This is a genomic window from Limimaricola hongkongensis DSM 17492 (assembly GCF_000600975.2).
Classification (GTDB): Bacteria; Pseudomonadota; Alphaproteobacteria; order Rhodobacterales; family Rhodobacteraceae; genus Limimaricola; species Limimaricola hongkongensis.
In genome coordinates this window covers 132,313-157,949 of record NZ_KK088653.1, presented here as the reverse complement: position 1 = coordinate 157,949, position 25,637 = coordinate 132,313, and the positions used below count along the sequence as shown (strand labels likewise).

At 67.1% G+C, this 25,637-nt stretch carries 27 protein-coding genes and 1 tRNA gene; 14 read left to right on the top strand and 14 right to left on the bottom strand.

What is annotated here, in order from left to right; translation table 11 throughout:
- Positions 1 to 3: 3 nt before the first annotated feature.
- The 10 genes from LOKHON_RS11290 to LOKHON_RS11245 form a co-directional block, all read right to left on the bottom strand.
- Positions 4 to 846, bottom strand: coding sequence for an urea carboxylase-associated family protein (locus LOKHON_RS11290; RefSeq protein WP_017929252.1), 843 nt, complete (start codon positions 844 to 846; stop codon positions 4 to 6).
- The gene (locus tag LOKHON_RS11285) at positions 846 to 1,625 is read right to left on the bottom strand and encodes a succinate dehydrogenase iron-sulfur subunit (protein ID WP_017929251.1); all 780 of its coding nucleotides are present in this window, start codon (positions 1,623 to 1,625) and stop codon (positions 846 to 848) included. Before LOKHON_RS11285 ends, LOKHON_RS11290 begins: the two co-directional genes overlap by 1 nt.
- A gap of 3 nt (positions 1,626 to 1,628) precedes the next feature.
- Positions 1,629 to 2,696 carry a polysaccharide pyruvyl transferase family protein gene (locus LOKHON_RS11280; RefSeq protein ID WP_017929250.1) on the bottom strand — a complete coding sequence of 356 codons (1,068 nt, stop codon included), beginning with the start codon at positions 2,694 to 2,696 and terminating at the stop codon, positions 1,629 to 1,631.
- Entirely contained in the window at positions 2,693 to 2,980 is a 288-nt protein-coding gene (locus LOKHON_RS11275; RefSeq protein ID WP_017929249.1) for a hypothetical protein, read from the bottom strand. The genes LOKHON_RS11280 and LOKHON_RS11275 overlap by 4 nt, the downstream gene beginning before the upstream one ends.
- Positions 2,980 to 4,785: a succinate dehydrogenase flavoprotein subunit gene (gene sdhA / locus LOKHON_RS11270; protein WP_017929248.1), complete on the bottom strand. Its 1,806-nt coding sequence runs from the start codon at positions 4,783 to 4,785 to the stop codon at positions 2,980 to 2,982. Before sdhA ends, LOKHON_RS11275 begins: the two co-directional genes overlap by 1 nt.
- 13 nt (positions 4,786 to 4,798) lie before the next feature.
- Positions 4,799 to 5,170 carry a succinate dehydrogenase, hydrophobic membrane anchor protein gene (sdhD, locus tag LOKHON_RS11265; protein WP_017929247.1) on the bottom strand — a complete coding sequence of 124 codons (372 nt, stop codon included), beginning with the start codon at positions 5,168 to 5,170 and terminating at the stop codon, positions 4,799 to 4,801.
- Between the two features lie 11 nt (positions 5,171 to 5,181).
- Complete coding sequence (gene sdhC / locus LOKHON_RS11260) at positions 5,182 to 5,565, bottom strand: succinate dehydrogenase, cytochrome b556 subunit (protein WP_017929246.1); 384 nt, start codon at positions 5,563 to 5,565, stop codon at positions 5,182 to 5,184.
- A gap of 268 nt (positions 5,566 to 5,833) precedes the next feature.
- The gene (locus tag LOKHON_RS11255) at positions 5,834 to 6,037 is read right to left on the bottom strand and encodes a DUF1737 domain-containing protein (protein WP_017929245.1); all 204 of its coding nucleotides are present in this window, start codon (positions 6,035 to 6,037) and stop codon (positions 5,834 to 5,836) included.
- The gene (locus LOKHON_RS11250) at positions 6,037 to 6,588 is read right to left on the bottom strand and encodes an NnrU family protein (RefSeq protein ID WP_017929244.1); all 552 of its coding nucleotides are present in this window, start codon (positions 6,586 to 6,588) and stop codon (positions 6,037 to 6,039) included. Before LOKHON_RS11250 ends, LOKHON_RS11255 begins: the two co-directional genes overlap by 1 nt.
- Positions 6,585 to 7,424 carry an HpcH/HpaI aldolase/citrate lyase family protein gene (locus LOKHON_RS11245; protein ID WP_017929243.1) on the bottom strand — a complete coding sequence of 280 codons (840 nt, stop codon included), beginning with the start codon at positions 7,422 to 7,424 and terminating at the stop codon, positions 6,585 to 6,587. The genes LOKHON_RS11250 and LOKHON_RS11245 overlap by 4 nt, the downstream gene beginning before the upstream one ends.
- Positions 7,425 to 7,566: 142 nt before the next feature.
- On the opposite strand from LOKHON_RS11245, the gene LOKHON_RS11240 reads away from it, so the two are divergent.
- The 12 genes from LOKHON_RS11240 to lpdA all read left to right on the top strand — a co-directional run bounded on the left by LOKHON_RS11240 (position 7,567) and on the right by lpdA (position 20,370).
- On the top strand, positions 7,567 to 7,872 hold the full coding sequence (locus tag LOKHON_RS11240; protein WP_017929242.1) for a hypothetical protein: 306 nt from the start codon (positions 7,567 to 7,569) through the stop codon (positions 7,870 to 7,872).
- Between the two features lie 187 nt (positions 7,873 to 8,059).
- The gene (locus tag LOKHON_RS11235; RefSeq protein ID WP_017929241.1) at positions 8,060 to 9,166 is read left to right on the top strand and encodes a PRC-barrel domain-containing protein; all 1,107 of its coding nucleotides are present in this window, start codon (positions 8,060 to 8,062) and stop codon (positions 9,164 to 9,166) included.
- A gap of 159 nt (positions 9,167 to 9,325) precedes the next feature.
- Positions 9,326 to 10,288, top strand: coding sequence for a malate dehydrogenase (mdh, locus tag LOKHON_RS11230; RefSeq protein ID WP_017929240.1), 963 nt, complete (start codon positions 9,326 to 9,328; stop codon positions 10,286 to 10,288).
- 2 nt (positions 10,289 to 10,290) lie between these two features.
- Positions 10,291 to 11,121, top strand: a complete 831-nt coding sequence (locus LOKHON_RS11225) for a putative nucleotide-diphospho-sugar transferase (protein ID WP_017929239.1) — start codon at positions 10,291 to 10,293, stop codon at positions 11,119 to 11,121.
- A 231-nt stretch (positions 11,122 to 11,352) separates the two neighbouring features.
- Positions 11,353 to 12,546, top strand: a complete 1,194-nt coding sequence (gene sucC / locus LOKHON_RS11220) for an ADP-forming succinate--CoA ligase subunit beta (RefSeq protein ID WP_017929238.1) — start codon at positions 11,353 to 11,355, stop codon at positions 12,544 to 12,546.
- 5 nt (positions 12,547 to 12,551) lie between these two features.
- Complete coding sequence (gene sucD / locus LOKHON_RS11215; RefSeq protein WP_017929237.1) at positions 12,552 to 13,433, top strand: succinate--CoA ligase subunit alpha; 882 nt, start codon at positions 12,552 to 12,554, stop codon at positions 13,431 to 13,433.
- 117 nt (positions 13,434 to 13,550) lie between these two features.
- Positions 13,551 to 16,514, top strand: a complete 2,964-nt coding sequence (locus LOKHON_RS11210) for a 2-oxoglutarate dehydrogenase E1 component (RefSeq protein WP_017929236.1) — start codon at positions 13,551 to 13,553, stop codon at positions 16,512 to 16,514.
- Between the two features lie 2 nt (positions 16,515 to 16,516).
- Complete coding sequence (gene odhB / locus LOKHON_RS11205; protein ID WP_017929235.1) at positions 16,517 to 17,761, top strand: 2-oxoglutarate dehydrogenase complex dihydrolipoyllysine-residue succinyltransferase; 1,245 nt, start codon at positions 16,517 to 16,519, stop codon at positions 17,759 to 17,761.
- A 58-nt stretch (positions 17,762 to 17,819) separates the two neighbouring features.
- Positions 17,820 to 18,062, top strand: a complete 243-nt coding sequence (locus tag LOKHON_RS11200) for a hypothetical protein (RefSeq protein ID WP_017929234.1) — start codon at positions 17,820 to 17,822, stop codon at positions 18,060 to 18,062.
- Positions 18,063 to 18,145: 83 nt separating this feature from the next.
- Positions 18,146 to 18,532: an MAPEG family protein gene (locus tag LOKHON_RS11195; RefSeq protein WP_017929233.1), complete on the top strand. Its 387-nt coding sequence runs from the start codon at positions 18,146 to 18,148 to the stop codon at positions 18,530 to 18,532.
- A 19-nt stretch (positions 18,533 to 18,551) separates the two neighbouring features.
- The gene (locus LOKHON_RS11190) at positions 18,552 to 18,962 is read left to right on the top strand and encodes an MAPEG family protein (protein WP_017929232.1); all 411 of its coding nucleotides are present in this window, start codon (positions 18,552 to 18,554) and stop codon (positions 18,960 to 18,962) included.
- A 19-nt stretch (positions 18,963 to 18,981) separates the two neighbouring features.
- Complete coding sequence (lpdA, locus tag LOKHON_RS11185; RefSeq protein WP_017929231.1) at positions 18,982 to 20,370, top strand: dihydrolipoyl dehydrogenase; 1,389 nt, start codon at positions 18,982 to 18,984, stop codon at positions 20,368 to 20,370.
- A gap of 103 nt (positions 20,371 to 20,473) precedes the next feature.
- Here lpdA and LOKHON_RS15720 read toward each other — a convergent pair whose 3' ends face one another.
- The 4 genes from LOKHON_RS15720 to LOKHON_RS11165 all read right to left on the bottom strand — a co-directional run bounded on the left by LOKHON_RS15720 (position 20,474) and on the right by LOKHON_RS11165 (position 24,058).
- Positions 20,474 to 21,331 (bottom strand): CAP domain-containing protein, encoded by an 858-nt coding sequence (locus tag LOKHON_RS15720; RefSeq protein ID WP_081610621.1) that lies wholly within the window; start codon positions 21,329 to 21,331, stop codon positions 20,474 to 20,476.
- 666 nt (positions 21,332 to 21,997) lie between these two features.
- The gene (locus LOKHON_RS11175) at positions 21,998 to 23,290 is read right to left on the bottom strand and encodes a calcium-binding protein (protein ID WP_162561796.1); all 1,293 of its coding nucleotides are present in this window, start codon (positions 23,288 to 23,290) and stop codon (positions 21,998 to 22,000) included.
- A gap of 238 nt (positions 23,291 to 23,528) precedes the next feature.
- Positions 23,529 to 23,604 (bottom strand) — tRNA-Ala (locus LOKHON_RS11170).
- 112 nt (positions 23,605 to 23,716) lie between these two features.
- Complete coding sequence (locus tag LOKHON_RS11165) at positions 23,717 to 24,058, bottom strand: TIGR02300 family protein (RefSeq protein WP_017929228.1); 342 nt, start codon at positions 24,056 to 24,058, stop codon at positions 23,717 to 23,719.
- A gap of 148 nt (positions 24,059 to 24,206) precedes the next feature.
- Between LOKHON_RS11165 and LOKHON_RS11160 the strand changes: the two genes are divergently transcribed.
- Entirely contained in the window at positions 24,207 to 24,917 is a 711-nt protein-coding gene (locus LOKHON_RS11160; protein ID WP_017929227.1) for a M48 family metallopeptidase, read from the top strand.
- Positions 24,914 to 25,576: a GntR family transcriptional regulator gene (locus LOKHON_RS11155; protein ID WP_017929226.1), complete on the top strand. Its 663-nt coding sequence runs from the start codon at positions 24,914 to 24,916 to the stop codon at positions 25,574 to 25,576. Before LOKHON_RS11160 ends, LOKHON_RS11155 begins: the two co-directional genes overlap by 4 nt.
- Positions 25,577 to 25,637: the final 61 nt, after the last annotated feature.

Below are 25,637 nucleotides of genomic sequence, written 5' to 3'. Positions count from 1 at the left end.
GCGTCAGCCCCCATGCCCGCCGGCATAGCCGTTGCGGGCCGGGGGCACCCACCCCTCCAGCGCGCCCGGCTCGGGGCGCAGGACGGTCATCGACAGCGGGTGGCAGGCGGCGCGGTCGCTCGAATGCTCCGCCCCGCAATCGCCGCCCGGACAGGCGCTCATCACCGCCAGGAGGTCGATCTCGGCGAAAAGGTCGAGGTGATCCCCGGCCCGCACCGGGCTCGCCTTCATGAAATAGCGGCCCGTGTCTCGGCTGAAGCCGGTGCACATGAAGACGTTGAGCACATCGTGGACATGGCGTTCCGCCTCGGCCAGCGGCAGCCCCTCATGCGCCGCCAGCGCCCGCGTCAGGTTGGAATGGCAACAGCGGTCGTAATCTTCGCCCGACAGCAGATGGTGCGTGTAGGGATCGCAGCGCGTGCCGATCACGTCATGCACCGAGGCGCCATCGGCATCGATGCCGTACCAGCCCAGGCTGTCGGCGATGACCGTCGCCATCGGGCGCAGATGCGGGAACGCGGACCAGAGCCGGTCACCGGTGGTCACATGCGTGCCGTGCAGCGCGCGGGTCTTGCCGGAATAGAACCGCTCGGTGAGGTCGTGCTTCGCAAAGATGTTCAGGTCGCCGACCTGCGGCCCCTCGGGGCAGCCGAGCCGCAGGATCGACCCCGCGGGCACCTCGATCGCGGCGGCGTCGCGCGGCGGCACGATCGCCTCGGCGACCGGTTCCGCCATGGCCGCCGCGCGGGCATAGAGATCCATCGGCGGCGGGGCGAGGCTCCCGTCCGGGTAGACGAGAACCGGGGGAGCCGCCCGGCGCGCATCGGCGTCGGACGGCGCGCGCATCAGACGGCCCGCTCGACCATCATGTGCTTGATCGACTGGATCGCCTTGGCCGGGTTGAGCCCCTTGGGGCAGGTCTTGGCGCAGTTCATGATGGTGTGGCAGCGGTAGAGCTTGAACTCGTCCTCGAGATCGTCGAGCCGCTCGCCCGTCGCCTCGTCGCGGCTGTCGACGATCCAGCGATAGGCGTGCAGCAGCGCCGCCGGCCCAAGGTAACGGTCGCCGTTCCACCAGTAGGACGGGCAGGCGGTCGAGCAGGACGCGCACATGATGCATTCATAGAGACCGTCGAGCTTCTTGCGGTCCTCGATCGACTGGCGCCATTCCTTGGCCGGGGTGTTGGTCTCGGTCTCCAGCCACGGCTTGATGCTGGCGTGCTGGGCGTAGAAATGCGTGAGATCGGGGATCAGGTCCTTGACCACCGGCATGTGCGGCAGCGGGTAGATCTTGATGTCGCCCTGCACCTCATCGAGGCCATAGGTGCAGGCCAGCGTGTTGATGCCGTCGATGTTCATCGCGCAGGAGCCGCAGATCCCTTCGCGGCAGGAGCGGCGGAAGGTCAGGGTCGGGTCGATCTCGGACTTGATCTTGATCAGCGCGTCGAGAATCATCGGCCCGCAGCTGTCGAGATCGACGAAATAGGTGTCGACGCGCGGGTTCTTCCCGTCATCGGGGTTCCAGCGATAGATCTGGACCTTCTTCAGGTTCGTGGCCCCCTCGGGCTTGGGCCAGGTCTTGCCATGGGTGATCCGGCTGTTCTTGGGAAGCGTCAGTTGGACCATGGGTCACCTCTCGTCGGAATGGGAAAGCGGAGCGGTCGCGGCCTGTCGGCTCGGGCTCCGCGCTGGGTCGAATTGGCCGAAGAAGGCCGTGATGGCGTCGTCGGGCAGGGTCAGGCGCTGCCGCCAGCCCCCGCGCAGGCGGTCGGGCAGCGTGCCCGCCGCGATCTCGTCGCGCCGGATCGAGGCGAGCCCCGAATGACCGGCGATCTCGCGCGCCCGGTGGTCGACCTCGACCACCAGCGCGCGGCGACCGTGATGCAGGCCGCGGATCGTGCCGTGCAGCCGGGTGCCGACCACGTCGATCGGTCCGGCGGCGAGCAACGCGTCATAAGCCGCGAGATTGGGCGGCAGGACGCGCACGCCGTCATGCCCCGGCAGGTCGCGCAGATGCGAAAGATCGCGCGGCTGCTGCGGCCAGAACCAGACCTCGTCATAGACCTCGCGCAGCCCGGCCAGCAGGGCGGCGTCGCTGTCATGCGCCAGATGACGCGTCAGCGTCATCACGGCGCGGCGGGCCTGCGGCGCGACCGCCATCTCGCGCGGCACCGACCACAGGGTCGGGCAGGACGTCATGACGCCCTTGCGCCCGATCTCCTCCAGCAGCCGCAGCGCCACGTGGTCGCGCACCGAATGGACGTGATCGGCCGACAGGATGTGGCGCAGCAGGCGGCGCTGCAGCGGGTGCACCCGGTCGAAATCGCGGTTGCCGCCGACGCCCACCAGCACGACCTTGCCGCGCAGCGCCGCCAGATCGCGCGGCATGATCCGCCACATGTAGTCCGAGCCGAGCCGGAACCGCGCCGACAGCGCGTTGGTGCCGAGCATCAGCACGAGATCGGCGGCGGCGGCGGCCCGGCGGCCCGAAGGCCCGAGCCCGTCATGCCCCGACGAGGTCGTGACATAGGCGTCGCGCAACAGCGGCGCGACCTCGGCCCGGCAGCGCTCCATGATGATCTCGTCGCCGAGATTGTCCGAGGCGCAGGCCGTGTCGATCAGGTGGACATGGCGCCGGCGCGGGGCGTCGCCCGCGTCGTGCCATGCCGCCGGATCGGTCTGGACCGCCGCGTTCACCGCAGCCTCGGCGGACGAATGGGCGGCTGGCCGCTGCGCGCCTGCACGCAGTCCTCGTAGACGGCATAGGGATCGCGGCCGCGCAGGTAATCGCCGGTGACGCCGATCGAGACGCCGGTGGACAGCCCGCTGCGCGAGCTGGCCCCGACGCTGACGGCGCCGGTCGGCGCCTGCGCCGCGCGCGCCCGCTGCTCGCAGACCCGCGCCGCGTCGAGCGGCGAGAGCGGAGCCTGCGCGCAGGCCCCCGCCAGCACGGGCAGCACGAGCAGGAGCGCCGCGCGCATCAGTAGACCCGCGCCTTCGGCGCGATCTTCTTCATCTCGATGCCGCCCTCGTCTTCCTTGGTGAGCGGGTCGAGATGCACGGGCCGGTAGGCGAGCCGCGCTGTGTTGCCCTCGATCCAGGCGAGGGAGTGCTTGCGCCAGTTCTCGTCGTCGCGATCGGGGTGGTCCTCATGCGCATGGGCGCCGCGGCTTTCCTTGCGCGCCTCGGCGGCGGTGATGGTGGCCAGCGCGTTGGGCATCAGGTTGTCCAGCTCCAGCGTCTCCATCAGGTCGGAGTTCCACACGAGGCTGCGGTCGGTGACGTGGATGTCGGACATCTTCGCCGCCGTTGCCTGCATCTTCTCCATGCCCTCGGCGAGCGTCTTGTCGGTGCGGAACACCGCCGCGTCGGCCTGCATGTTGCGCTGCATCTCGATGCGCAGCTCGGCGGTGGGGGTGCCGCCCTTGGCGTGGCGCAGCGTGTCGAAACGATCGAACGCCTTTTCGATCGCCGCCTTGGCCGGGGCCTTCACCGCCGTTTCGGGATCGACGACCTGCCGCGCGCGGATCGCGGCGGCGCGGCCGAACACCACGAGGTCGATCAGCGAGTTGGAGCCGAGACGGTTGGCGCCATGCACGCTGGCGCAGCCCGCCTCGCCCACCGCCATCAGGCCCGGCGTCACCGCGTCGGGGCTCTCCTGCGTCGGGTTGAGCACCTCGCCCCAGTAGTTCGTGGGGATGCCGCCCATGTTGTAATGCACGGTCGGCAGCACCGGGATCGGCTCTTTCGTCAGGTCCACGCCCGCGAAGATCCGCGCGCTTTCCGAGATGCCGGGCAGGCGCTCGGCCAGGGTCTCGGGCGGCAGGTGGTTGAGGTGCAGGTGGATGTGGTCGCCATCCTTGCCGACGCCGCGGCCTTCGCGGATCTCCATGGTCATGCAGCGCGAGACCACGTCGCGCGAGGCGAGATCCTTGTAGGTCGGCGCATAGCGCTCCATGAAGCGCTCGCCCTCGGAGTTGGTGAGATAGCCGCCCTCGCCGCGCGCGCCTTCGGTGATCAGGCAGCCCGCGCCGTAGATGCCGGTCGGGTGGAACTGCACGAACTCCATGTCCTGCAGCGGCAGGCCCGCGCGCGCCACCATGCCGCCGCCATCGCCGGTGCAGGTATGCGCCGAGGTGGCCGAGAAATAGGCCCGGCCATAGCCGCCGGTCGCCAGAACCACGGTCTTGGCGGCGAAGACATGCATGGTGCCGTCGTCGAGCTTCCACGCCAGCACGCCGCGGCAGGTGCCGTCGTCATCCATCAGCAGGTCGATGGCGAAGTACTCGATGTAGAACTCGGCCTTCTGCTTGAGCGACTGGCCGTAGAGCGTGTGCAGGATCGCGTGGCCGGTGCGGTCGGCGGCGGCGCAGGTGCGCTGCACCGGGGCGCCTTCGCCGTATTCGGTGGTGTGGCCGCCAAAGGGGCGCTGGTAGATCTTGCCTTCCTCGGTGCGCGAGAAGGGCACGCCGTAATGTTCGAGCTCGTAGACCGCCTTGGGGGCCTCGCGGGCGAGGTATTCCATGGCATCGGTGTCGCCGAGCCAGTCGGAGCCCTTCACCGTGTCATACATGTGCCACTGCCAGCTGTCGGGGCCCATGTTGCCAAGCGAGGCGGCGATGCCGCCCTGCGCCGCGACGGTGTGGCTGCGGGTCGGGAAGACCTTGGAGATGCAGGCGGTCTTCAGCCCCTGCTCGGCCATGCCGAGCGTGGCGCGCAGGCCCGCGCCGCCGGCGCCGACCACGACGACGTCGTATTCATGGGTCTCGTATTCGTAGGCTGCCATTGAGGATCTCCGATCAGAGGGCGAGGCGGATCAGGGCGAGAACGCCGATCGCGGCCAGGGCATAGGAAAGACAGGTCACGCCGACGATCAGCGCGCGGCGGGTGAAGCCCTGGCTGTAATCCTCGATCATCACCTGCGCGCCGGTGCGGAAGTGCCAGAAGCCGACGATGAAGGTCAGCACGGCGATCGCGGCGGGAATCGGGCGCTGGTAATAGATCACCACCTCTTCATAGGTGCCGCCGAGCACCGCGCCGAAGGTGAAGACGAACAGCGGGATCAGGATCGCCAGCGCGATCGACGACATGCTCATCCGCCAGTGCCGGCGGGTGCCGGAATGCGAGGAGCCAAGGCCGTGGGCGCGCTTGCGGTCGGTCAGGTAAGCCATGGAATACCCCTTCAGAGAACGACGGCGGTGAAGATGGTCAGCAGGACCGACACGATCAGGATGATCTGGCCCAGAAGCTCGGCCTTGTCGATCTCCAGCATCTTGCCCTCGTCCCAGATCAGGTGCCGGATCCCGGCCAGCGTGTGGTACCACAGCCCCAGCACCGAGAAGAACAGCACCAGGTCGCCGAACCAGCTGCGCAGGACCCCGTCGGCCGTCGCGAAGCTTTCGGGCCCGGCGGCGGCGGCGGCGAACCACCAGACGATCAGCGCGGCGGCGACGATCATCGCGTTGCCGGTGATCCGGGTCAGGATCGAGGTCATCGAGGTGATCTGCGGTCGGTAGATCGTGATATGGGGCGAGAGCGGGCGGTTGCCCCGGTTCACATCGGCCATGGCGTCGTCCTTATCTGGCGTGCGGGCCTGCGCTGCCGCGGCCCCGGCTGGCTTATCCCTAGCGATTTTGCGCGGGCTGTCACCCGCCGCGATACCGGAATGCGTGGAAATTTCGCCGCAGAGGGCAGGAATCCGCGCCCCGTGATCACAGCTCGGGAAAGTGTGATCACGGCGCATCGCGGGGGCGGGGCATGGGCATGCAGCGGCATGACCGGCATATAGCGACCGCGCCGCCCGCGCCCAGCCGCTGCGGCAATCGGTCCTCTGCTTAAAGCTGTCCGAGCTTGAGATCGGCGGAATAGTCGACATCCGCCTCCTTGGTCACGGCCTGACCGCAGCGCATCACGCCGTTGGCGGCGTCATAGGCATAGGTCGGGTCGCCATAGAGCTCCCACCCCTTGGAGAGCGCTTCCGTCACCTTGTGGCAGAAGGCCGAAGTGTCATCGGCGGTCAGCAGGCGGTAGATTTTCATCACAGGGCTCCGAACGGGTTTGGTCCGACCCAGCCATGCACCAGCGCGATCACGATGAAAACCACCACCGCGCCGATCACGGCGCGCAGCTCGCGCCCCGGCGTGACGGGCGGTCCTGCCACGGGCATGGGCGCGCGGGCATTGAGCAGCGCCATCTCGGCCACCGCCCAGAGCCCCAGCCCGCCGAACAGCACCAGCGCCGCCCATTGCGCATTGACCAGAAGATGCGCCCCGGCCCAGAGCGTCACCGCCAGAAGCTGCGGATGGCGCAGCCATTGCGCGGCGCGGGTCTTCACCCCCGAGGCGGCGTAGAGATAGACCGCCGCCAGCACCATCAGGTAATTGAGCGGATAGGCCCATGGCGCGGGCGCAAAGCGCGGCGCGGCGCTCGCCGCGCCATAGCCGCGGATCATCAGCCACAGCCCCGCCAGCACCAGCACCGCCACCACCGGGCGCGCCGCCTTGCCGAGACGGTCATGCAGGCCGGGGGCAAGCCGCGGCAGCCCATGCGCCGCGCTCCACAACCCGAGCCCCAGAACCAGCTGGATCATGCGCCCGCCTCCCCTTCGATGTCCCGTGCGAAGGCGAGCGTCGCCCGCGCCGCCTCGACATGCAAGGATTCCACGATCTCGCCATCGACCACCGCGACCCCCTGCCCCGCGGCGAGCACCGCCTCATGCGCCGCGATCCGCCGCCGGGCGAGATCGATCTCGTCGGCGCCCGGCGCAAAGGCCGCGTTGGCCGCCGCGATCTGCGCCGGGTGGATCAGGCTCTTGCCGTCGAAGCCGAGGTCGCGCCCCTGCGCGCATTCGGCGGCCAGCCGGTCGGGATCGTCCAGCGCGTTGCACACGCCGTCGATCGCCGTGATGCCCGCCATGCGCGCCGCCATGAGCGCGCCCTGCAACGCCGACATGAGCGGCAGCCGGTCGGGCCGGGACCGCGCGCCCAGCTCGCGGGCGAGATCGTTGGTGCCCATGACGATCCCGGCGAGCGCGGGATGCGCGCAGATCGCGGGCGCTTCGATCACGCCGCGCGCGGTTTCGATCATCGCCCAGAGCGGAAGGTCGCTCTGCGCCGCCACCGCGTCGAGATCGCCGGGCGCAGAGACCTTGGGCACGAGTATCCCCTCGGGCGCCGTGCCCGAAAGCGCGGCGAGATCCTCCGCGCCCCACGGCGTCGACAGCGCGTTGATCCGCACCAGCCGTGGCCGCCCGTCCGGCGCATCCGCCGAAAGGTGCGCGCGCAGCGCCGCGCGGGCTTCGGGCTTGGCGGCAGGTGCCACCGCGTCCTCGAGATCGAGGATCATCGCGTCGCAAGGCAGGCCGCGCGCCTTTTGCAGGGCGCGGGCGTTGGAGGCGGGCACGTAGAGGACGGAGCGGAACGGCATGGCGGGACCTTGTGCAAATGGCCCCGAGAGACTGCCGCGCGACACGGCGCGGCGCAACGGTGGCATCGTTAACGGCATCTTCGCTCGGGTCGGGCAGGCTGTGGTGCAGGCCTCGTGCCGATCCGTTCCCGAGGAGACCGCCATGACCCCGACCCGGATGATGCTGCGCGCCCTGCCGCTTTGCGTGTTCGCCCTGCCTGCCCTGGCCGCGCCACGCTGCGGCGCGCATGACAGGATCGTGGCGCAGCTCGCCGACCGCTACGGCGAAAGCCGCCAAGCGATCGCGCTTGATGGCGCCAACCAGGTGATCGAGGTGTTCGCCTCGACCGATACCGGCAGCTGGACCCTGCTCGTCACCCGCGCCGATGGCCAAAGCTGCATGCTGGCCGCCGGGCAGGCTTTCGAGCGGCTCGACGAAGGGCCCGCCGTCTTCGATCCAGAGGCCTGATCGGCTGAAAACGGCCGGTTTTCCGGGCTGGCCTGCGCCGGAATCGGCCCATGCCGAAGGGGGCGAAAATAATTCGATCCAGCCATGCAACCCGGCGTCGAGATGCGTGTTCCACCGTCAGATATCGGGATGACGCCCTGCGGGGCAGCGGCGTCCGCGCCCGATCAAGGACGAAAGGTTCTGGACGATGAAACGACTTCTCACCACCGCGGCGACGGCTCTCGTGATGGGCACGGGCGCTTACGCCGAATCGCACAGCATGGGCATGGGGGCCTACGAGGTCACGGCCGACGACTTCTTCGCGACCAACATGCTGGGCATGCGTGTCCACTCTTCCGAACAGGAGCTGGGACAGAACGGCGATCCGATCGATTTCGCCGAGCAGGAATGGGACGACATCGGCGAAATCAACGACATCATCCTCTCCGAGGATGGCACGGTGCAGGCCGTGATCGTCGGTGTCGGCGGCTTCCTCGGGATCGGCGAAAAGGACGTCGCCCTCACGATGGATCAGGTTCGCACCTATGACGACGCGAACGGCGAACGCTTCCTTGTCATCAATTCGAGCCAGGAGGCGCTCGAATCCGCCCCGGCCTTCGAGCGCGCCAGCGCCGACGGTCTCGCGATGACCGATGGCGAAGCCGCCGAGCCGGGCATGGTCGAGGACACCGGCCTGTCCGACGCCACCGGAACCGACACCGTCACCGTCCCCGCCGCGGGCGAGACCACGACCACCGAGGTCGAGACCGAAATGGCCGAGGCCGATGCCGGAATGGCCGAGACCGAAATGGCCGAAGGCGAGGCCGAAATGGTCGAAGGTGACATGGCCGAGGGTGAAATGGTCGAAGCCGAGGCCGACACCGAAATGGCCGGTGACGGCGGCGCGATGACCGGCATGGTCGAGCGCGAGGGCTACACCACGACCAACGCCGCCGATCTCGGCGTCGACGAGCTGACCGGCGCCACGGTCTACGGCGCCGATGACGGCAATGTCGGCGAGATCGAAGATCTTGTGGCCGGCGAAGACGGCCAGGTGCAGCAGGCCGTGATCGGCGTCGGCGGCTTTCTCGGCATCGGCGAGAAGAAGGTCGCCGTGAACTTCGAGGATCTGCAGATCCTCACCGACGAGACCGGCGCCGATATCCGCGTCTACATCAGCGCCACCGAAGACGAGCTGAAGGCGCTGCCGGAATACCAGGCGCCCGAGGAGGCGATGGAAACCGAGCCGGAGGCCGGCATGGAGACCGGTATGGAAACCGAAATGGAGACCGAAACCGCGCCCGCCGCGCAGTAAGCTTCGTCCTCGCGATCCCGCGGCCGCCCTTCGGGGCGGCCGTTTTCGTTTGCGCAAACATCCGGGGTCAGACGGCCCGCTTGCGCGCGGCAGGCTTGCAAGCCTGCCGCGCGCGGCTTAGGCAAAGCCTCGCAAACACATTCTCGACAGGAGCCATTCATGGCCAGACCCAAGATCGCCCTCATCGGCGCCGGTCAGATCGGCGGCACTCTCGCCCATCTCGCCGCGATCAAGGAACTCGGCGATGTCGTGCTGTTCGACATCGCCGAAGGCACCCCCCAGGGCAAGGCGCTGGACATTGCCGAATCCGGTCCGGCCGAGGGCTTCGACGCCACTCTCAAGGGCACCAACGACTATGCCGACATCGCCGGTGCCGACGTGTGCATCGTCACCGCCGGCGTGCCGCGCAAGCCCGGCATGAGCCGCGACGACCTGCTTGGCATCAACCTCAAGGTCATGAAGTCGGTCGGCGAAGGCATCGCCAAGCACGCGCCGAACGCCTTCGTCATCTGCATCACCAACCCGCTCGACGCGATGGTCTGGGCCCTGCGCGAATTTTCGGGCCTGCCGCACGAGAAGGTCTGCGGCATGGCCGGCGTGCTCGACAGCGCGCGGTTCCGGCACTTCCTGAGCCTCGAATTCGATGTTTCCATGCGCGACGTCTCGGCCTTCGTGCTGGGCGGCCATGGCGACACCATGGTGCCGCTGGCCCGCTATTCGACCGTCGGCGGCATCCCCCTGCCCGACCTGGTGCAGATGGGCTGGACCACGCAGGAAAAGCTCGACGCGATCATCCAGCGCACCCGTGACGGCGGCGCCGAGATCGTCGGCCTGCTGAAGACCGGCTCGGCCTTCTATGCGCCCGCGACCAGCGCCATCGAGATGGCCGAGGCCTATCTCAAGGACCAGAAGCGCGTCCTGCCCTGCGCCGCCTATGTCGACGGCGCGCTCGGCCTGAACGGCATGTATGTCGGCGTGCCGACCGTGATCGGCGCCGGCGGCGTCGAGCGGGTCATCGACATCAAGATGAACCGCGACGAGCAGGCGATGTTCGACAAGTCGGTCGAGGCCGTGCGCGGCCTGGTCGATGCCTGCAAGGGCATCGATTCCAGCCTGGCCTGACTTTGAGCCACGGCTATATCTACGCGGCCACGGGCGAGGGATACGTCACCCTCGCCCGCAAGTCCGCCCGGTCCCTGCGCCGGGTGGTCCCGGATGCGCAGATCGACCTGTTCACCGATGCGCCGCTCGACGACGCGGTGTTCGACCGGGTCCATCTGGTCGAACACCCCACCCAACGCCCCAAGATCGAGGCGCTGCGCCGGTCGCGCTTCGAACGCAGCATCTACATGGATGCCGACACGGTCGCGCTGGCGCCGTTCGACGACCTGTTCGGGGTGCTCGACCGCTTCGACATCGCGCTGTGCGCCGAACAACGCCGCAACGATCTGCGCAACCGCACGCAATCGCCGGATGGCGACGTCCCCGCGGCGTTTCCGCAGCTCAATTCGGGCCTCGTGGCGCTGCGCCGCAGCGCCGAGACACGCGCCTTTCTCGACGCCTGGCACGAACGCGTCCACCGCGGCGACCAGAAATTCGACCAGCTCACGCTGCGGCAGCTGCTCTATGTCAGCGACCTGCGGCTGCATGTGCTGCCGCCCGAATACAACGCGCTGTTCCTGAAGCCCTTCATGAATCTCGGCCCGGCCTTCACCGCGCCACGCATGCTGCACAGCCCGTCGCTGCACCAGCGCCCGGCCGGCTCACCGGACACGCCGTTCGACCTCTCGGAGCTGCTGACCCCGCCGCAGGCCGAAAAGCTGGCCGAGCTGCTTGGCGCGGACCAGACCATCGCGCGTTTCGTCCACCCCGGCACCGGTACCCCCGCACGGCCCAAGCGGCATCGCACCGGCTGGCGGACCTTTCTGGGCGACCTGCGGCGTCCCTTCATCTGATCCACCGACCCCTGTCATGATCCGCGGCCCGGCCGGGCCGCGGGCCTGCGACGAATCGCCCTACCCGGCGCGGCTCCGGCCATGGCGATTCCCGGCCACCAGAGTGTGATCACAGCTTTTCAAGCTGTGATCACAACTGCCGGTTTTTCCCCGAAGCATCGCAGAAACCTGTTCTTCTGCGCCCTGCACTATGTTTGAAGGGGCCAAATCACGGCAACCGAGGACCGGTCCATGAACATCCACGAATACCAGGCCAAGGCCCTTCTGCGCAGCTACGGCGCGCCCGTCTCCGACGGGCGTCCGGTGATGCGCGCGGAAGAGGCGAAGACCGCGGCGGGCGAGCTCGACGGCCCGCTTTGGGTCGTGAAGGCGCAGATCCACGCGGGCGGCCGCGGCAAGGGCAGCTTCAAGGAAGCCGATGCCGGCGAAAAGGGCGGCGTCCGCCTCGCCCGTTCGGTCGAAGAGGCCGCCGAAGAAGCCAAGAAGATGCTCGGCCGCACGCTGGTCACGCACCAGACCGGCCCGGCGGGCAAGCAGGTCAACCGGATCTACATCGAGGACGGCTCGGAGATCGAGACCGAGCTCTACCTCGCGCTTCTGGTCGATCGCGCCACGTCCCGCGTCTCCTTCGTCTGCTCGACCGAGGGCGGCATGGACATCGAGGAGGTCGCCGACAAGACACCCGAGAAGATCCTGTCCTTCTCCGTCGATCCGGCCACCGGCTACCAGCCCTATCATGGCCGCCGCATCGCCTTTTCGCTCGGCCTCAAGGGTCAGCAGGTCAAGCAGTGCGTCAAGCTGATGGACACGCTCTATCGTCTCTTCATCGAGAAGGACATGGAGATGCTGGAAATCAACCCGCTGATCGTCACCGACAAGGGCGACCTGAAATGCCTCGACGCCAAGATGGGCTTCGACGGCAACGCGATCTACCGCCATGACGACATCGCCGCCCTGCGCGACGAGACCGAGGAGGACAGCAAGGAGCTGGCCGCCTCGAAATACGACCTGAACTACATCGCGCTCGACGGCGAGATCGGCTGCATGGTCAACGGCGCGGGCCTCGCCATGGCGACGATGGACATCATCAAGCTCAAGGGCGCGGAACCCGCCAACTTCCTCGACGTGGGCGGCGGCGCCACCAAGGAGAAGGTGACCGAGGCGTTCAAGATCATCACCTCGGACGAGAACGTCAAAGGCATCCTCGTCAACATCTTCGGCGGCATCATGCGCTGCGACGTCATCGCCGAAGGCGTGATCGCGGCCGTCAAGGAAGTCGGTCTGCAGGTGCCGCTGGTCGTGCGTCTCGAAGGGACGAATGTCGATCAGGGCAAGGAGATCATCAACAATTCCGGTCTCGACGTGATCGCGGCGGACAACCTGTCCGACGCCGCCGAGAAGATCGTCAAAGCGGTGAAGGGATAACAGCAATGGCGATTCTCGTCGACGAAAACACCAAGGTCATCTGCCAGGGCCTGACCGGCAGCCAGGGCACCTTCCACACCGAGCAGGCCGTGGCCTACGGCACCAGGATGGTCGGCGGCGTCACCCCCGGCAAGGGCGGCCAGACGCATCTCGACCTGCCGGTGTTCGACAGCGTGCACGAGGCGAAGGCCAAGACCGAGGCCAATGCGTCGGTCATCTACGTGCCGCCGCCGTTTGCCGCGGATTCCATCATGGAGGCGATCGACGCCGAGATGGAGCTGGTGATCTGCATCACCGAAGGCATCCCGGTGCTCGACATGATGAAGGTCAAGCGGGCGCTGGAGAACTCCAAGACCCGCCTGATCGGGCCGAACTGCCCCGGCGTCATCACCCCCGACGCCTGCAAGATCGGCATCATGCCCGGCCACATCCACAAGCGCGGCTCCGTGGGCGTGGTCTCGCGCTCGGGCACGCTGACCTACGAGGCGGTCAAGCAGACCTCCGACATGGGCCTCGGCCAGTCCACGGCCGTCGGCATCGGCGGCGACCCGATCAAGGGGTCCGAGCATATCGATATCCTCGACATGTTCCTCGACGATGACGAGACCCAGTCGATCATCATGATCGGCGAGATCGGCGGCACCGCCGAGGAAGAGGCCGCCGAGTTCCTCGCCGCGCAGCGCAAGAAGGGCCGCTGGAAGCCCACCGCCGGCTTCATCGCCGGGCGCACCGCCCCTCCGGGCCGCCGCATGGGCCATGCCGGCGCCATCGTGTCGGGCGGCAAGGGCGACGCCGAGAGCAAGATCGAGGCGATGAAATCCGCCGGGATCGTGGTCGCCGACAGCCCCGCCACGCTGGGCGAGGCCGTGAAGAAGGCGATCGGCTGATCGCGACTTGGGGCGGGGGCGTCTGCGCCCCCGCCCATGACAAGGGGCGACCGCGCCCTACCTGACCCCGCGGCCCGCGCGCCGCCATTTTTTCGTCCGAGGATCGAGGATCCTGCCATGACCGAGCACAGCCCCAACGACGTGTTCCACGCCTCCAGCTTTCTGCAGGGCACGAACGCCGACTACATCGAACAGCTTCACGCGCGCTATGCCGAGAACCCCTCGAGCGTCGACGAGGCCTGGCAGGAGTTCTTCCGCAGCCTCGGCGACACCGGTTCGGACGCCCGCGCCGAGGCCGCAGGCCCGTCATGGGCGCGCGCCGACTGGCCGATGCAGCCCAATGACGACCTGACGGCCGCGCTCGACGGCCAGTGGGCCGCCCCCGCCGAGGCCAAGGGCGCGCGCGACAAGATCGCCGCCAAGGCCGCCGAAAAGGGCGTGGGCCTGTCCGAGCAGCAGCTGCGCGCCGCCGTGCTCGACAGCATCCGGGCGCTGATGATCATCCGCGCCTACCGGATCCGCGGCCATCTCGCCGCCGATCTCGATCCCTTGGGCCTGCGCGAGGAAACCGCGCATCCCGAGCTGGACCCCGCGAATTACGGCTTCACCAAATCCGACATGGACCGGCCGATCTTCATCGACAACGTGCTCGGGCTCGAGATCGCGTCGATGAACGAGATCCTCGCGCTGGTGAAGCGCACCTATTGCGGCACCTTCGCGCTGCAATACATGCATATCAGTGACCCCGAGCAATCGGCCTGGCTCAAGGAGCGGATCGAGGGCTACGGCAAGGAAGTGAAGTTCACCGAGGAGGGCCGCCGCGCCATCCTCAACAAGCTGGTCGAGGCCGAGGGCTTCGAGAAGTTCCTGCATGTGAAATACATGGGCACCAAGCGCTTCGGCCTCGATGGCGGCGAAGCGCTGATCCCGGCGATGGAACAGATCATCAAGCGCGGCGGCAGCCTCGGCGTGAAGGACGTGGTGGTCGGCATGCCGCATCGCGGCCGGCTGTCGGTGCTCGCCAACGTCATGCAGAAACCCTACCGCGCGATCTTCCACGAGTTCCAGGGCGGCAGCTTCAAGCCCGAGGAAGTCGACGGGTCGGGCGACGTGAAGTATCACCTCGGCGCCAGTTCCGACCGCGAGTTCGACGGCAACAAGGTGCACCTGTCGCTGACCGCCAACCCCTCCCATCTCGAAGCGGTGAACCCGGTCGTGCTCGGCAAGGCGCGCGCCAAGCAGAGCCAGCTCGGCGATACCGACCGCACGCAGGTGATCCCGATCCTGCTGCATGGCGATGCGGCCTTCGCGGGCCAAGGCGTCGTGGCCGAGGGCTTCGGCCTGTCGGGGCTCGTCGGACACCGCACCGGCGGCACGATCCACATCGTGGTGAACAACCAGATCGGCTTTACCACCGCGCCGCATTTCTCGCGCTCGTCCCCTTACCCGACCGACATCGCGCTGATGGTCGAGGCGCCGATCTTCCACGTCAACGGCGACGACCCCGAGGCCGTGGTGCACGCCGCCAAGGTGGCGACCGAGTTCCGGCAGAAGTTCCACAAGGACGTGGTGATCGACATCTTCTGCTACCGCCGCTTTGGTCACAACGAGGGCGACGAGCCCATGTTCACCAACCCGGTGATGTACAAGAAGATCAAGAACCAGAAGACCACGCTCACGCTCTATACCGAGCGGCTCGTCCGCGACGGGCTGATCCCTGAGGGCGAGATCGAGGACATGAAGACCCAGTTCCAGGCGATGCTGAGCGAGGAGTTCGAGGCCGGCAAATCCTATCGCCCGAACAAGGCCGACTGGCTCGACGGGCGCTGGAGCCATCTCGACCGGCGCGATCACGAAAGCTATCAGCGCGGCCAGACCGCGATCGACGAGAAGACCATGACCGAGATCGGCCGCGCGCTCACCCGCGCGCCCGAGGGGTTCCCGCTGCATCGCACGATCAACCGCCTGCTCGACGCCAAGGGCAAGATGTTCGAAAGCGGCGAGGGCTTCGACTGGGCCACCGCCGAGGCGCTCGCCTTCGGCTCGCTTCTGACCGAAGGCTACCCGGTGCGCCTGTCGGGACAGGACAGCACGCGCGGCACCTTCAGCCAGCGCCACTCGGCCTTCATCAACCAGGAGAACGAGGACCGCTACTACCCGCTCAACAACATCCGCGACGGGCAGGCGCGCTACGAGGTCATCGACTCGATGCTCTCGGAATACGCGGTGCTGGGCTTCGAGTATGGCTACACGCTGGCCGAACCCAATGCTCTGGTGATGTGGGAGGCGCAGTTCGGCGATTTCGCCAACGGCGCGCAGATCATGTTCGACCAGTTCATCTCGTCCGGCGAGAGCAAGTGGCTGCGCATGTCGGGCCTCGTGATGCTGCTGCCGCATGGCTATGAGGGCCAGGGCCCCGAGCACTCCTCGGCGCGGCTCGAGCGGTTCTTGCAGATGTGCGGTCAGGACAACTGGATCGTCGCCAACTGCTCGACCCCGGCGAACTACTTCCACATCCTGCGCCGGCAGCTGCACCGGTCGTTCCGCAAGCCGCTGGTGCTGATGACGCCGAAATCGCTGTTGCGCCACAAGATGGCGATCTCGGACGCCGAGGATTTCACCACCGGCTCGTCCTTCCACCGCGTGCTGTGGGACGACGCCGAAAAGGGCCACAGCGACACCGAGCTGAAGCCGGATTCGGAGATCAAGCGCGTCGTGATGTGCTCGGGCAAGGTCTATTACGACCTGCTTGAGGAGCGTGACGCGCGCGGGTTGGACGACGTCTACCTGATGCGGATCGAGCAGTTCTATCCCTTCCCGGCGCTGAGCCTCGTGAAGGAACTCGACCGCTTCAAGGGCGCCGAGATGGTGTGGTGCCAGGAAGAGCCCAAGAACCAGGGCGCCTGGAGCTTCATCGAGCCCAACATCGAATGGGTGCTGAGCCGGATCGACGCCGCGCATAAGCGCCCCCGTTACGTCGGCCGCCACGCGAGCGCCTCGCCCGCGACCGGCCTCGCCAGCCAGCACAAGGCCCAACAGGAAGCGCTGGTGAACGAAGCGCTGAGCATCGAAGGAAACTGAGAATGAGCACCGAAGTCCGCGTCCCCACCCTCGGCGAGAGCGTCTCGGAAGCGACCGTCGCCACCTGGTTCAAGAAACCCGGCGATGCCGTCGCGGTGGACGAGATGCTGTGCGAGCTCGAAACCGACAAGGTGACGGTGGAGGTCCCCTCCCCCGTCGCCGGCACCCTGTCGGAAATCGTCGCGAACGAGGGCGACACCGTCGGTGTCGACGCGCTGCTGGCGCAGGTCAGCGAGGGCGACGCCCCCGCCAAGTCCGCGCCCGAGGCCCCGGCCGAGGACGGCCCCAAGGAGCAGCAGGAGGCCACCAATGTCTCCGGCGATCCGAAGGGCGAGCCCGCCGAAAAGGGCGAGGCCAAGGGCGACACCGAGGACGCGCCCTCGGCCAAGAAGCTGATGGCCGAGAACGACCTGAAATCCGGCGACGTCAAGGGCACCGGCAAGGATGGCCGGGTCATGAAGGAAGACGTGCTGAAGGCGCTCAACACGCCCAAATCCGCCGAGGCGTCCAAGCCCGCCGCGCGCGGCCCGGTGTCGTCCGACGACGCCGACCGCGAGGAGCGGGTCAAGATGACCCGCCTGCGCCAGACCATCGCCCGCCGCCTCAAGGAGGCGCAGAACACCGCCGCGATGCTGACCACCTATAACGAGGTGGACATGACCGCGGTGATGGAGCTGCGCAACGAGTACAAGGCGCTGTTCGAGAAGAAGCACGGCGTGAAGCTCGGCTTCATGTCGTTCTTCACCAAGGCCTGCGTGCACGCGCTCAAAGAGGTCCCGGACGTCAACGCCGAGATCGACGGCGATCACGTTGTCTACAAGAACTACGTCCACATGGGCGTCGCGGTCGGCACGCCGAACGGCCTCGTGGTGCCGGTGATCCGCAACGCCGACAGCATGGGTTTCGCCGAGATCGAGAAATCGATCGCCGAGATGGGCGTGAAGGCGCGCGACGGCAAGCTCGGCATGGCCGACATGCAGGGCGGCTCCTTCACCATCTCCAATGGCGGCGTCTACGGCTCGCTGATGTCCTCGCCGATCCTGAACCCGCCGCAGTCGGGCATCCTCGGGATGCACAAGATCCAGGAACGCCCGATGGCGATCAACGGCAAGGTCGAGATCCGGCCGATGATGTATCTGGCGCTGAGCTACGATCACCGCATCGTCGACGGCAAGGGCGCCGTGACCTTCCTCGTGCGCGTCAAGGAGGCGCTCGAGGATCCGCGCCGGCTGCTGATGGATCTGTGAACCCCGCGCGGGGCCGGGCGCTGAGCCCGGCCCCCGTTGCTCAGGAAAGGCGCGCCCCATGCAGATGCTCTGCCAGATCGACACCCCCGACTATGCCTCGTGGAAGACCGCCTTCGACGATGATTACGAGGAACGGATGCAGGCCGGGCTGAGCCAGCTGCAGATCTGGCGAGACGCCGATCACGGCTCCACCGTGCTGGTGCTGTTCGAGGTCAACGACCGCAAGCGGGCCGAAGCCTGGATCGCCAAGGAGCAGGGTTTTGGCGGCGCCATGACCTGCACGTTTCTCGAGACCGTCTGAGATGACCCCTTCCGCTTCGGACCACGCGCCACGCGCGACCGTGCTACACTTGGCGCGTGGTGTCCGGTTGCGGGAGGGGTTTCATGTCAAGCGAACTCGATATTCTGGCGCTCTACGGGCTTCTGGTGCTCGTGTTGATCGTCGTTCAGGTGCTCTTTGCCATGTCACAGGTCGGCCTGCCCCGGTTGGCCCAGCCGCGCGACGACATGCCCAGGCTGACCGGCGTGGCGGGTCGGATGGAGCGCTGCGTCGCCAACTCGGTCACCGCGATGGCGCTCTTCGCGCCTGCGGTGCTGATCCTCGCCGCGCGCGAGGGCTTTGGCGGCGGCACGCTGCTGGCGGCGCAGGTCTTCTTGTTCGCGCGGGCCGCCTACGCGCTGCTCTACCCGGCGGGCATCCCGTGGGCGCGCACGGGCGTCTGGGGGCTGGGCTTTTTTGCCACGCTCTATCTCTACATCGCCGCGCTCTGAACGACGGGAGCCGCCGCTGATGGCGCCCGAGCTGCAAGCGCTGGCCTATGCGGGGCTGTTGCAGGGCGCGCAGTTCGCCTGGCTGTCGCTGCGCGCCAACATGGAGCTGGGCTTTGCCAAGACGCTCTCGCCGCGCGATCCCGCGCGGCTGGGCCGCCCGCTCGAAGAGCAGGCCAGCGCCCGCACGGGGCGGCTCTACCGGGCGCTGAACAACCATTTCGAGGGGCTGATCCTGTTCACCCTCGCCGTCACCGTGCTGATCCTCGGCGACAAGACCACCGGGCTCTCGGGCGTTCTCGCCTGGACCTATCTCGGCGCGCGGATTCTCTATGTCCCCGCCTATTTCTTCGGGCTGCGCCCCTGGCGCTCGCTGATCTGGCTGGTGGGGTTTCTCGCCACCATCGCGATGATCGGCCTGGCCCTCGTCTGACACCCACAGGAGACACTCCATGGCATCCTACGATCTCATCGTCATCGGCTCCGGCCCCGGCGGCTATGTCTGCGCCATCAAGGCGGCCCAGCTCGGCCTCAAGACCGCGGTGGTCGAAGGGCGCGAGACGCTGGGCGGCACCTGCCTCAACATCGGCTGCATCCCCTCCAAGGCGCTCTTGCACGCCACCCACGCGCTGCACGAGGCCGAGCACAACTTTGCCAAGATGGGGCTCAAGGCCGAAACGCCGACCGTCGACTGGGAGCAGATGCTCGCCTACAAGAACGAGACCATCGGCCAGAACACCGGCGGCATCGAATTCCTGTTCAAGAAGAACAAGATCGACTGGCTCAAGGGCTGGGGCTCGATCCCCGAGGCCGGCAAGGTCAAGGTCGGCGACGAGACGCATGACGCCAAGAACATCGTCATCGCCACCGGCTCCGTCCCCTCCTCGATCCCCAATGTCGAGATCGACGAGAAGACCGTCGTGACCTCGACCGGCGCGCTGGAGCTGGGAAAGATCCCCGAGAAGATGGTGGTGATCGGCGCCGGCGTCATCGGGCTAGAGCTGGGCTCGGTCTATCGCCGCCTCGGCGCGGAAGTGACCGTGGTCGAGTATCTCGACGCGATCACGCCGGGCATGGACGCCGAGGTCGCCCGCAACTTCCAGAAGATCCTCACCAAGCAGGGGCTGAAATTCGTGCTCGGCGCCGCGGTGCAGGGCGTCGAGACCAAGGACGGCCAGGCCACCGTCACCTGGAAGAGCCGCAAGGATGACAGCGAGGAGAGCCTGACCGTCGACACCGTGCTCGTGGCCACGGGCCGCAAGCCTTACGTCGAGGGGCTCGGGCTCAAGGAGCTGGGCGTCGAGATGACCGAGCGCGGTCAGGTGAAAATCGACGACCACTTCAAGACCAGCGTCGACGGCATCTATGCGATCGGCGACGCGGTGCCCGGCCTGATGCTGGCGCACAAGGCCGAGGACGAGGGCGTGGCGATCGCCGAGATCCTCGCCGGTCAGAAGGGCCATGTGAACTACGAGGTGATCCCGGGCGTGGTCTACACCCACCCCGAGGTGGCCACCGTCGGCAAGACCGAGGAGCAGCTCAAGGAAGAGGGCCGCGGCTACAAGGTCGGCAAGTTCCCGTTCCTGGGCAATGCCCGCGCCAAGGCCAACCATTCGGCCGAGGGCTTCGTGAAGATCCTCGCCGACAAGGAGACCGACCGCGTGCTCGGCGCCCACATCATCGGCCCGATGGCCGGCGACCTGATCCACGAGGTCTGCGTGGCGATGGAGTTCGGCGCGGCCGCCGAGGACATCGCGCGCACCTGCCACGCCCACCCGACCTATTCCGAGGCCGTGCGCGAAGCGGCGCTGGCGCTGGGTGACGGCGCGATCCACGCCTGATCCGCGCCCCGGCCCGTGCAAGGCAATGGCCGCGCCCCGAAAGGGCGCGGCCATTGTCGTTTTCCGGCATAGTTAGCGGCAAGACGGCGCCGCGCGGCCCGGATCAGGCGAACTGCATGTCGTCCGCGCCGAAGGTGGTCAGGGTGAACGTCTCCCACGCGCCGACATCCTCGCCATCCGAGGCGCGGACCTGAAGCGTCGTCTCGCCGAGGCGGGCATTCACCCGGACGCGGATCATGTCGAGATCATCCGCATCGACCCGATACGGCGCGTCGGCATCGATGCGCCCTTCGCCGCGAAAGATGAAATTGTCGCGCCCCGCCGTGTCGCGCAGCTCGAACCATTCGATGGCGTCGCCCTCCGCATCCTCGGTCTGCAAATGCTTGTCGAGCTTGGTCCTGCGACCGCCCTGCACCTTGGCCAGCACGATGTCGTCGACCTCGACCGCCGGGGCGCTGTTGCGGGCAGGCGGCGTGTCGACGGGCCGGGGCGCGGCAGCGCCGGTGTCGAGCTCTACCGCGCCCCCGGTACGGGCGAAGTTCTGGGTGACCATGACCCCGTCCCAGCCCTTGAAATCGCCGCTCTCGATGCCGATGCCGATCACCTCGAAATTCGGGTTCAGGATATTGGCGCGGTGGCCGGGGCTGTTCATCAGCGATTCGTGCAGGTCGATCACGTCATCGGCCAGGCCGGGCGCACCGCGTTCGGATTGCCAGGCGAGGTTCTCGCCCGAGGCCCAGCCGCCGGAGAAATCGAAATCGGCATCGCGCATCCGCTCGGTCGCGGAGGAGCCATTGGCACCGGTATGCGAGAAGACGTCGTTTCGCAGCATCCAGCTGCTGTGATCCTCGCTTGATGCGTTGAGATTGCGTTCCAGCGACAGCGGGGTCAGTCCACGCTCCGTCCGCTCGTCATTGACGAGGTCGAGCATCTGACGTTCGAGAGTATTCGCAATGGACATCTGGGCCATTCATCCTTGGTCAGCCTGTGCGGTGACCCGCCCTTACCCACCGATTGCGGCCACGCGAAGACCGCGCCGCCGCCTGCGCCCGAAGCGGCAGATTCGCGCCACGTCCCGGCCAGCGGCTGGGCCGGAAACCGCCCGTCGGAAAGCCCTCATGGCGCCTGGCACCGGATGCGCGACATCGCGCCGGGCAACGCCGCATGGCGACCGGGTGCAGGCGGAGATTCGCAATCTGGACCGCCTGCGGCCGGGCCGCGGTGTCATCCGTGACGTGTCTTGATCGAGAAGAACGATGGTGGAGCCTGGCCCTACCAAGCCTCCATCGCACACCACCGCAGCCTGCCGAAATACATCAATATTTATCAGCCTTTTGCACGGTTACGCCGATGCAGACACTTCCAATTTGTCGCAATCAACCGGCGTTGATGATGTGACCGCCCGCAGATCAGGCTGCAAGCGCAGCCCTGCATGGAAACAGCAGGGATTGGCCCGCCATTCTTGCCGGACGAACTGCAACGGCGCTGCTTTGCACGCCCTAGCGCGCATTCGAGGAACAGCCGCCGCTTTGTGCGGCCGTTACCCTATCGCATGGCATAGTGCAGCCTGAAGCCGAGCGCAGAAAAACGGCGCCATGTCACGCGGCGTGCACGTCCGCCCTGAAACTCAACCGAAGAACAGGGCGTTCTCGACCTCGTCGATCGATGCATCGAGAATTCTTACGGCATCCCTTCCACCGAAATCGATAAGCACGTCACCCTTGTTGCGCGACACGTCGAGTTCGCTCTCCTTGTGATACGAAAACTCGATGAAGTCCTCGTACACGTTGAAATCCTTGATCGTGTCCTTGCCGAATTTCCGGCCGAACACGAATTCGTCGGAGCCAAGACCGCCGATCAGCTTGTCATTGCCGCGGCCGCCATCGATGACGTCGCTCCCCCCTTGCCCCTTGATCGTGTCATTGCCCCGCCCCCCGAGAAGAGAATTGTCTTCGACGGAACCGATCAGCGTATCCTTGCCGCGCGTGCCTTCGACATTCTCGAAGCCGTCGAACCTGTCGCGATCGGCAATGCCCTTGGTGCGCGAGATGCCCTTTTCCATGTTGACGACAACGCCGTGGCGCCCGACATGCACCAGCGTGTCCTCGCCCTCGCCGCCATGCAGCACATCCTTGCCACGGCCACCGACGACCCGGTCGTCACCGCCACCGGCATGGATCGTGTCGCGGCCGTCATAGCCTTGGATGTAGTTGTCGATCTCGGAGCCGTGCAGTTCATCGCCCTTGCGGGTGCCGGTGATGTTCTCGGCATCCGAGGTGACCGAAAGCCTGAAATCGCCCAATGCGTTGTAAGCATAGCCTGACGGCACTTCCACCGCGACGAAAAGGGTTTCGTCGGCATCGGCCTTGTAGGTGAGCTGGTGCGCGCCATCCTCATCGGTCGACATCATGTAGCTGCCTGCGCCATCGAGGAGGCTCAGATAGGTATCCTGAATGGAATCGATCAGGTTTGTGTCCAGATCGATCTGATAGGTATGCCCTTCCTCGACCTGCAAGGCATACATGTCGGAGTCGCTCTTGTTATCGAGCCGCCCGAGGATGCTTTCACCGTCAAGGATCTTGGCATCGGTATGGATGTCGCCACGGACGACATCCATACGATCCAATGTCAGCCTGTATCCTTCGCCGCGGCCAACCTCATAGGAACTGACATCGATCCGCAGGTCGAACGCGCCACCGGTGGACTGGAACCAGGAGCCCTTCGAGGCACTAGAGTCTCTGAAGGACACGATTCCGGTGATGCTGTCGATGATCTGCAAATAAGGATTTGCATTGTCGCCGCTGGTCACGCTGCCAACAATCCAATCGTAGCTGATCCCGGCTTCAAGATGAATTCGATGCACGACGCTTCGTTCGGCGGGCGTTGCCTCGAATGTCTGGTACACGTCGCGCTTGGCCATCTGAAAACCCTCGGTTGTTTGCATGCCATGGGTATAGGCGCGCACAACCCCAGGCAATAAACCCACAATCTTTCACAACTTGTGCTGACTTATGGCAACGCCTTCCGATTCTGCGTCGGATGCAGCTTGCGTGCCGTAGCAGAGGGCAAGGCGGTGAACTCCAGGCCCACATGCCCATGCGAGATGCCGCGCAGACCGGGGGTACGGCGCAGGTCCGGGATTTATGGCAGGAGGGTGATGGTGGAGCCTAGGGGGATCGAACCCCTGACCTCCTGCATGCCATGCAGGCGCTCTCCCAGCTGAGCTAAGGCCCCATCATGTCCGGCGTTTCCACCGTGTCGGTCAGCGTCGCTGCCCGTGTGCCGCTCTCTAAGGGTGGGGCCGGGCGGGTGCAAGCGGAAAACACGCGCCCGGGCCGAAAAAGTTTTATTCGTCGTCTTCGGCCGGAACGTCGGCCAGCTCGTCGAGAGACACGTCGTCATTGTCGTCGTCGTCATCGTCGAGCACGTCGTCGCCGAGGTTGGCGTTGTCGCCGTCGTCATCCTCGTCGTCATCGTCGAGCAGCAGCTCTTCGTCCTCGTCCGAGCCCTTCTTCATCTTCTTGGTCTGCGCGTCCTCGGCATCCGCCACCATGGTGCGGTGCTTGCCGGTGTCGAGCGTCACGACCTCACCCGTGTAGGGGCTGACGATCGGGTTGGCGTTCAGGTCGTAAAAGCGCTTGCCCGTGGTCGGGCAGATGCGCTTGGTTCCCCATTCTTCCTTCGGCATGGGCTGTCCTTCCAGTTCCGTGCGGCGATGATCGGCGGGCGCGCCGGCGGGGGCGCGGAACGCGCCTCGGCCTTGCGGCGGATCGCGCTCCCCTGCCATAAGCACGGCGAGGTGTCAAAGCCTTTGGGCGCGGGGGAGCGAGCGGGATATGGGTGAACACGTGCTGCCGGGCGATCCGCCCCTGACGGTCGCGCTGAAGCGTTCGGAGCGCGCGCGGCGGATCACGCTGCGGGTGTCGCATCGCGACGGGCGGGTGACGCTCACCTTGCCGACGCGCACGCCCGAGCGCGAGGGGCTGGCCTTCTTGCGCGAGCGCGAGGCCTGGGTGCGCGGCCATCTGGGTCGGGTGGCGCCGCCGCATCCGGTGCGGCTTGGCGGCACCCTGCCCTATCTGGGCCGCGAGATCGCGCTGTGCGCGGCGCAGGTGCGCAGCCCGCGGCTGACCGGCGACACGCTGCTCCTGCCCGGAGATGCGGGCCGCGCACCGGCCCGCGCCATGGCGTTCCTCAAGGCACGGGCGCGGGACCGGCTCACGCTCGCGGTGGACCGCCATGCCGCAGCCCTTGGCCGCCCGGTGGCGCGGCTGAGCTTTCGCGACACGCGCTCGCGCTGGGGCTCGTGCAGCTCGCGCGGCGACATCATGCTGTCGTGGCGGCTGGTCATGGCGCCGCCCGAAATCGGCGATTACGTCGCCGCGCACGAGGTCGCGCACCTGGCCGAGATGAACCACTCTCCCGCCTTCTGGGCGGTCTGCGCGCGGCTCTGCCCCGATCACCGCGCGGCGCGCGACTGGCTGCGGCGCCATGGTGATGCGCTGCAGCGGATCGACTTCACGCCCCCCTCGCAGGCCGCCGCGTGATCCCCCCCGCCACCGCCACGCCGCGCAGCCCCGACCCGACGGGGGCGGCGCATGACAGGGTCTACCGGGCGCTTCGGACCCGCATCATGCATGGCGAGCTGGCCCCGGGCGAATCGCTCACCCTGCGCGGCATCGGCAAGCTGTTCGGCGTGTCGATGACGCCGGCGCGCGAAGCGGTGCGGCGGCTGGTGGCCGAAGGCGCGCTGTCGCTCTCCTCCTCGGGCCGGGTGGCGACGCCCGCGCTCACCAACGAGCGGATCGAGGAGCTGGCATCCTTGCGCGCCATGCTGGAGCCGGAGCTGGCCTCGCGGGCGCTGCCACGGGCGCATTTTGCGCTGATCGACCGGCTGGAGTCGATCAATGCCGGCGTCAGCCAGATGGTCGCGCGGCACGACGCGTCGGGCTATATTCGCATGAACCTCGAGTTTCACCGCACGCTGTACCTGCGCGCGCAGGCGCCCGCGATCCTCGCCATGACCGAAACGGTCTGGCTGCAGCTGGGGCCCACCATGCGCGCGCTTTACGGGCGGCTGCGGCGCACCGAGCCGCCCTATCATCACAAGCTGATCCTGGCGGCGCTGCGCGCGGGCGACGAGCCGGGGCTCAGGCTCGCGGTCAGGACCGACGTGACGCAGGGGCTGCGGTTGCTGAAAGGCTGATTGACAAAGCCGACTTTAATTGTCAGGAATAGGACAGCCACGACGGTTCCCCGTCGCAAGC

Excerpts from the sequence above, each read along its gene's own strand:
- LOKHON_RS11255 (WP_017929245.1), bottom strand. The coding sequence starts at position 6,037 with ATGAAAATCTACCGCCTGCTGACCGCCGATGACACTTCGGCCTTCTGC.
- mdh (WP_017929240.1), top strand. The coding sequence starts at position 9,326 with ATGGCCAGACCCAAGATCGCCCTCATCGGCGCCGGTCAGATCGGCGGC.
- LOKHON_RS11175 (WP_162561796.1), bottom strand. The coding sequence starts at position 23,290 with ATGGCCAAGCGCGACGTGTACCAGACATTCGAGGCAACGCCCGCCGAA.
- sdhA (WP_017929248.1), bottom strand. The coding sequence starts at position 4,785 with ATGGCAGCCTACGAATACGAGACCCATGAATACGACGTCGTCGTGGTC.
- lpdA (WP_017929231.1), top strand. The coding sequence starts at position 18,982 with ATGGCATCCTACGATCTCATCGTCATCGGCTCCGGCCCCGGCGGCTAT.
- LOKHON_RS11210 (WP_017929236.1), top strand. The coding sequence starts at position 13,551 with ATGACCGAGCACAGCCCCAACGACGTGTTCCACGCCTCCAGCTTTCTG.
- LOKHON_RS11195 (WP_017929233.1), top strand. The coding sequence starts at position 18,146 with ATGTCAAGCGAACTCGATATTCTGGCGCTCTACGGGCTTCTGGTGCTC.
- sucD (WP_017929237.1), top strand. The coding sequence starts at position 12,552 with ATGGCGATTCTCGTCGACGAAAACACCAAGGTCATCTGCCAGGGCCTG.
- LOKHON_RS15720 (WP_081610621.1), bottom strand. The coding sequence starts at position 21,331 with ATGTCCATTGCGAATACTCTCGAACGTCAGATGCTCGACCTCGTCAAT.
- LOKHON_RS11165 (WP_017929228.1), bottom strand. The coding sequence starts at position 24,058 with ATGCCGAAGGAAGAATGGGGAACCAAGCGCATCTGCCCGACCACGGGC.
- sdhC (WP_017929246.1), bottom strand. The coding sequence starts at position 5,565 with ATGGCCGATGTGAACCGGGGCAACCGCCCGCTCTCGCCCCATATCACG.
- LOKHON_RS11285 (WP_017929251.1), bottom strand. The coding sequence starts at position 1,625 with ATGGTCCAACTGACGCTTCCCAAGAACAGCCGGATCACCCATGGCAAG.
- LOKHON_RS11240 (WP_017929242.1), top strand. The coding sequence starts at position 7,567 with ATGACCCCGACCCGGATGATGCTGCGCGCCCTGCCGCTTTGCGTGTTC.
- odhB (WP_017929235.1), top strand. The coding sequence starts at position 16,517 with ATGAGCACCGAAGTCCGCGTCCCCACCCTCGGCGAGAGCGTCTCGGAA.
- LOKHON_RS11235 (WP_017929241.1), top strand. The coding sequence starts at position 8,060 with ATGAAACGACTTCTCACCACCGCGGCGACGGCTCTCGTGATGGGCACG.
- LOKHON_RS11160 (WP_017929227.1), top strand. The coding sequence starts at position 24,207 with ATGGGTGAACACGTGCTGCCGGGCGATCCGCCCCTGACGGTCGCGCTG.
- LOKHON_RS11250 (WP_017929244.1), bottom strand. The coding sequence starts at position 6,588 with ATGATCCAGCTGGTTCTGGGGCTCGGGTTGTGGAGCGCGGCGCATGGG.
- sdhD (WP_017929247.1), bottom strand. The coding sequence starts at position 5,170 with ATGGCTTACCTGACCGACCGCAAGCGCGCCCACGGCCTTGGCTCCTCG.
- sucC (WP_017929238.1), top strand. The coding sequence starts at position 11,353 with ATGAACATCCACGAATACCAGGCCAAGGCCCTTCTGCGCAGCTACGGC.
- LOKHON_RS11245 (WP_017929243.1), bottom strand. The coding sequence starts at position 7,424 with ATGCCGTTCCGCTCCGTCCTCTACGTGCCCGCCTCCAACGCCCGCGCC.
- LOKHON_RS11290 (WP_017929252.1), bottom strand. The coding sequence starts at position 846 with ATGCGCGCGCCGTCCGACGCCGATGCGCGCCGGGCGGCTCCCCCGGTT.
- LOKHON_RS11200 (WP_017929234.1), top strand. The coding sequence starts at position 17,820 with ATGCAGATGCTCTGCCAGATCGACACCCCCGACTATGCCTCGTGGAAG.
- LOKHON_RS11275 (WP_017929249.1), bottom strand. The coding sequence starts at position 2,980 with ATGCGCGCGGCGCTCCTGCTCGTGCTGCCCGTGCTGGCGGGGGCCTGC.
- LOKHON_RS11190 (WP_017929232.1), top strand. The coding sequence starts at position 18,552 with ATGGCGCCCGAGCTGCAAGCGCTGGCCTATGCGGGGCTGTTGCAGGGC.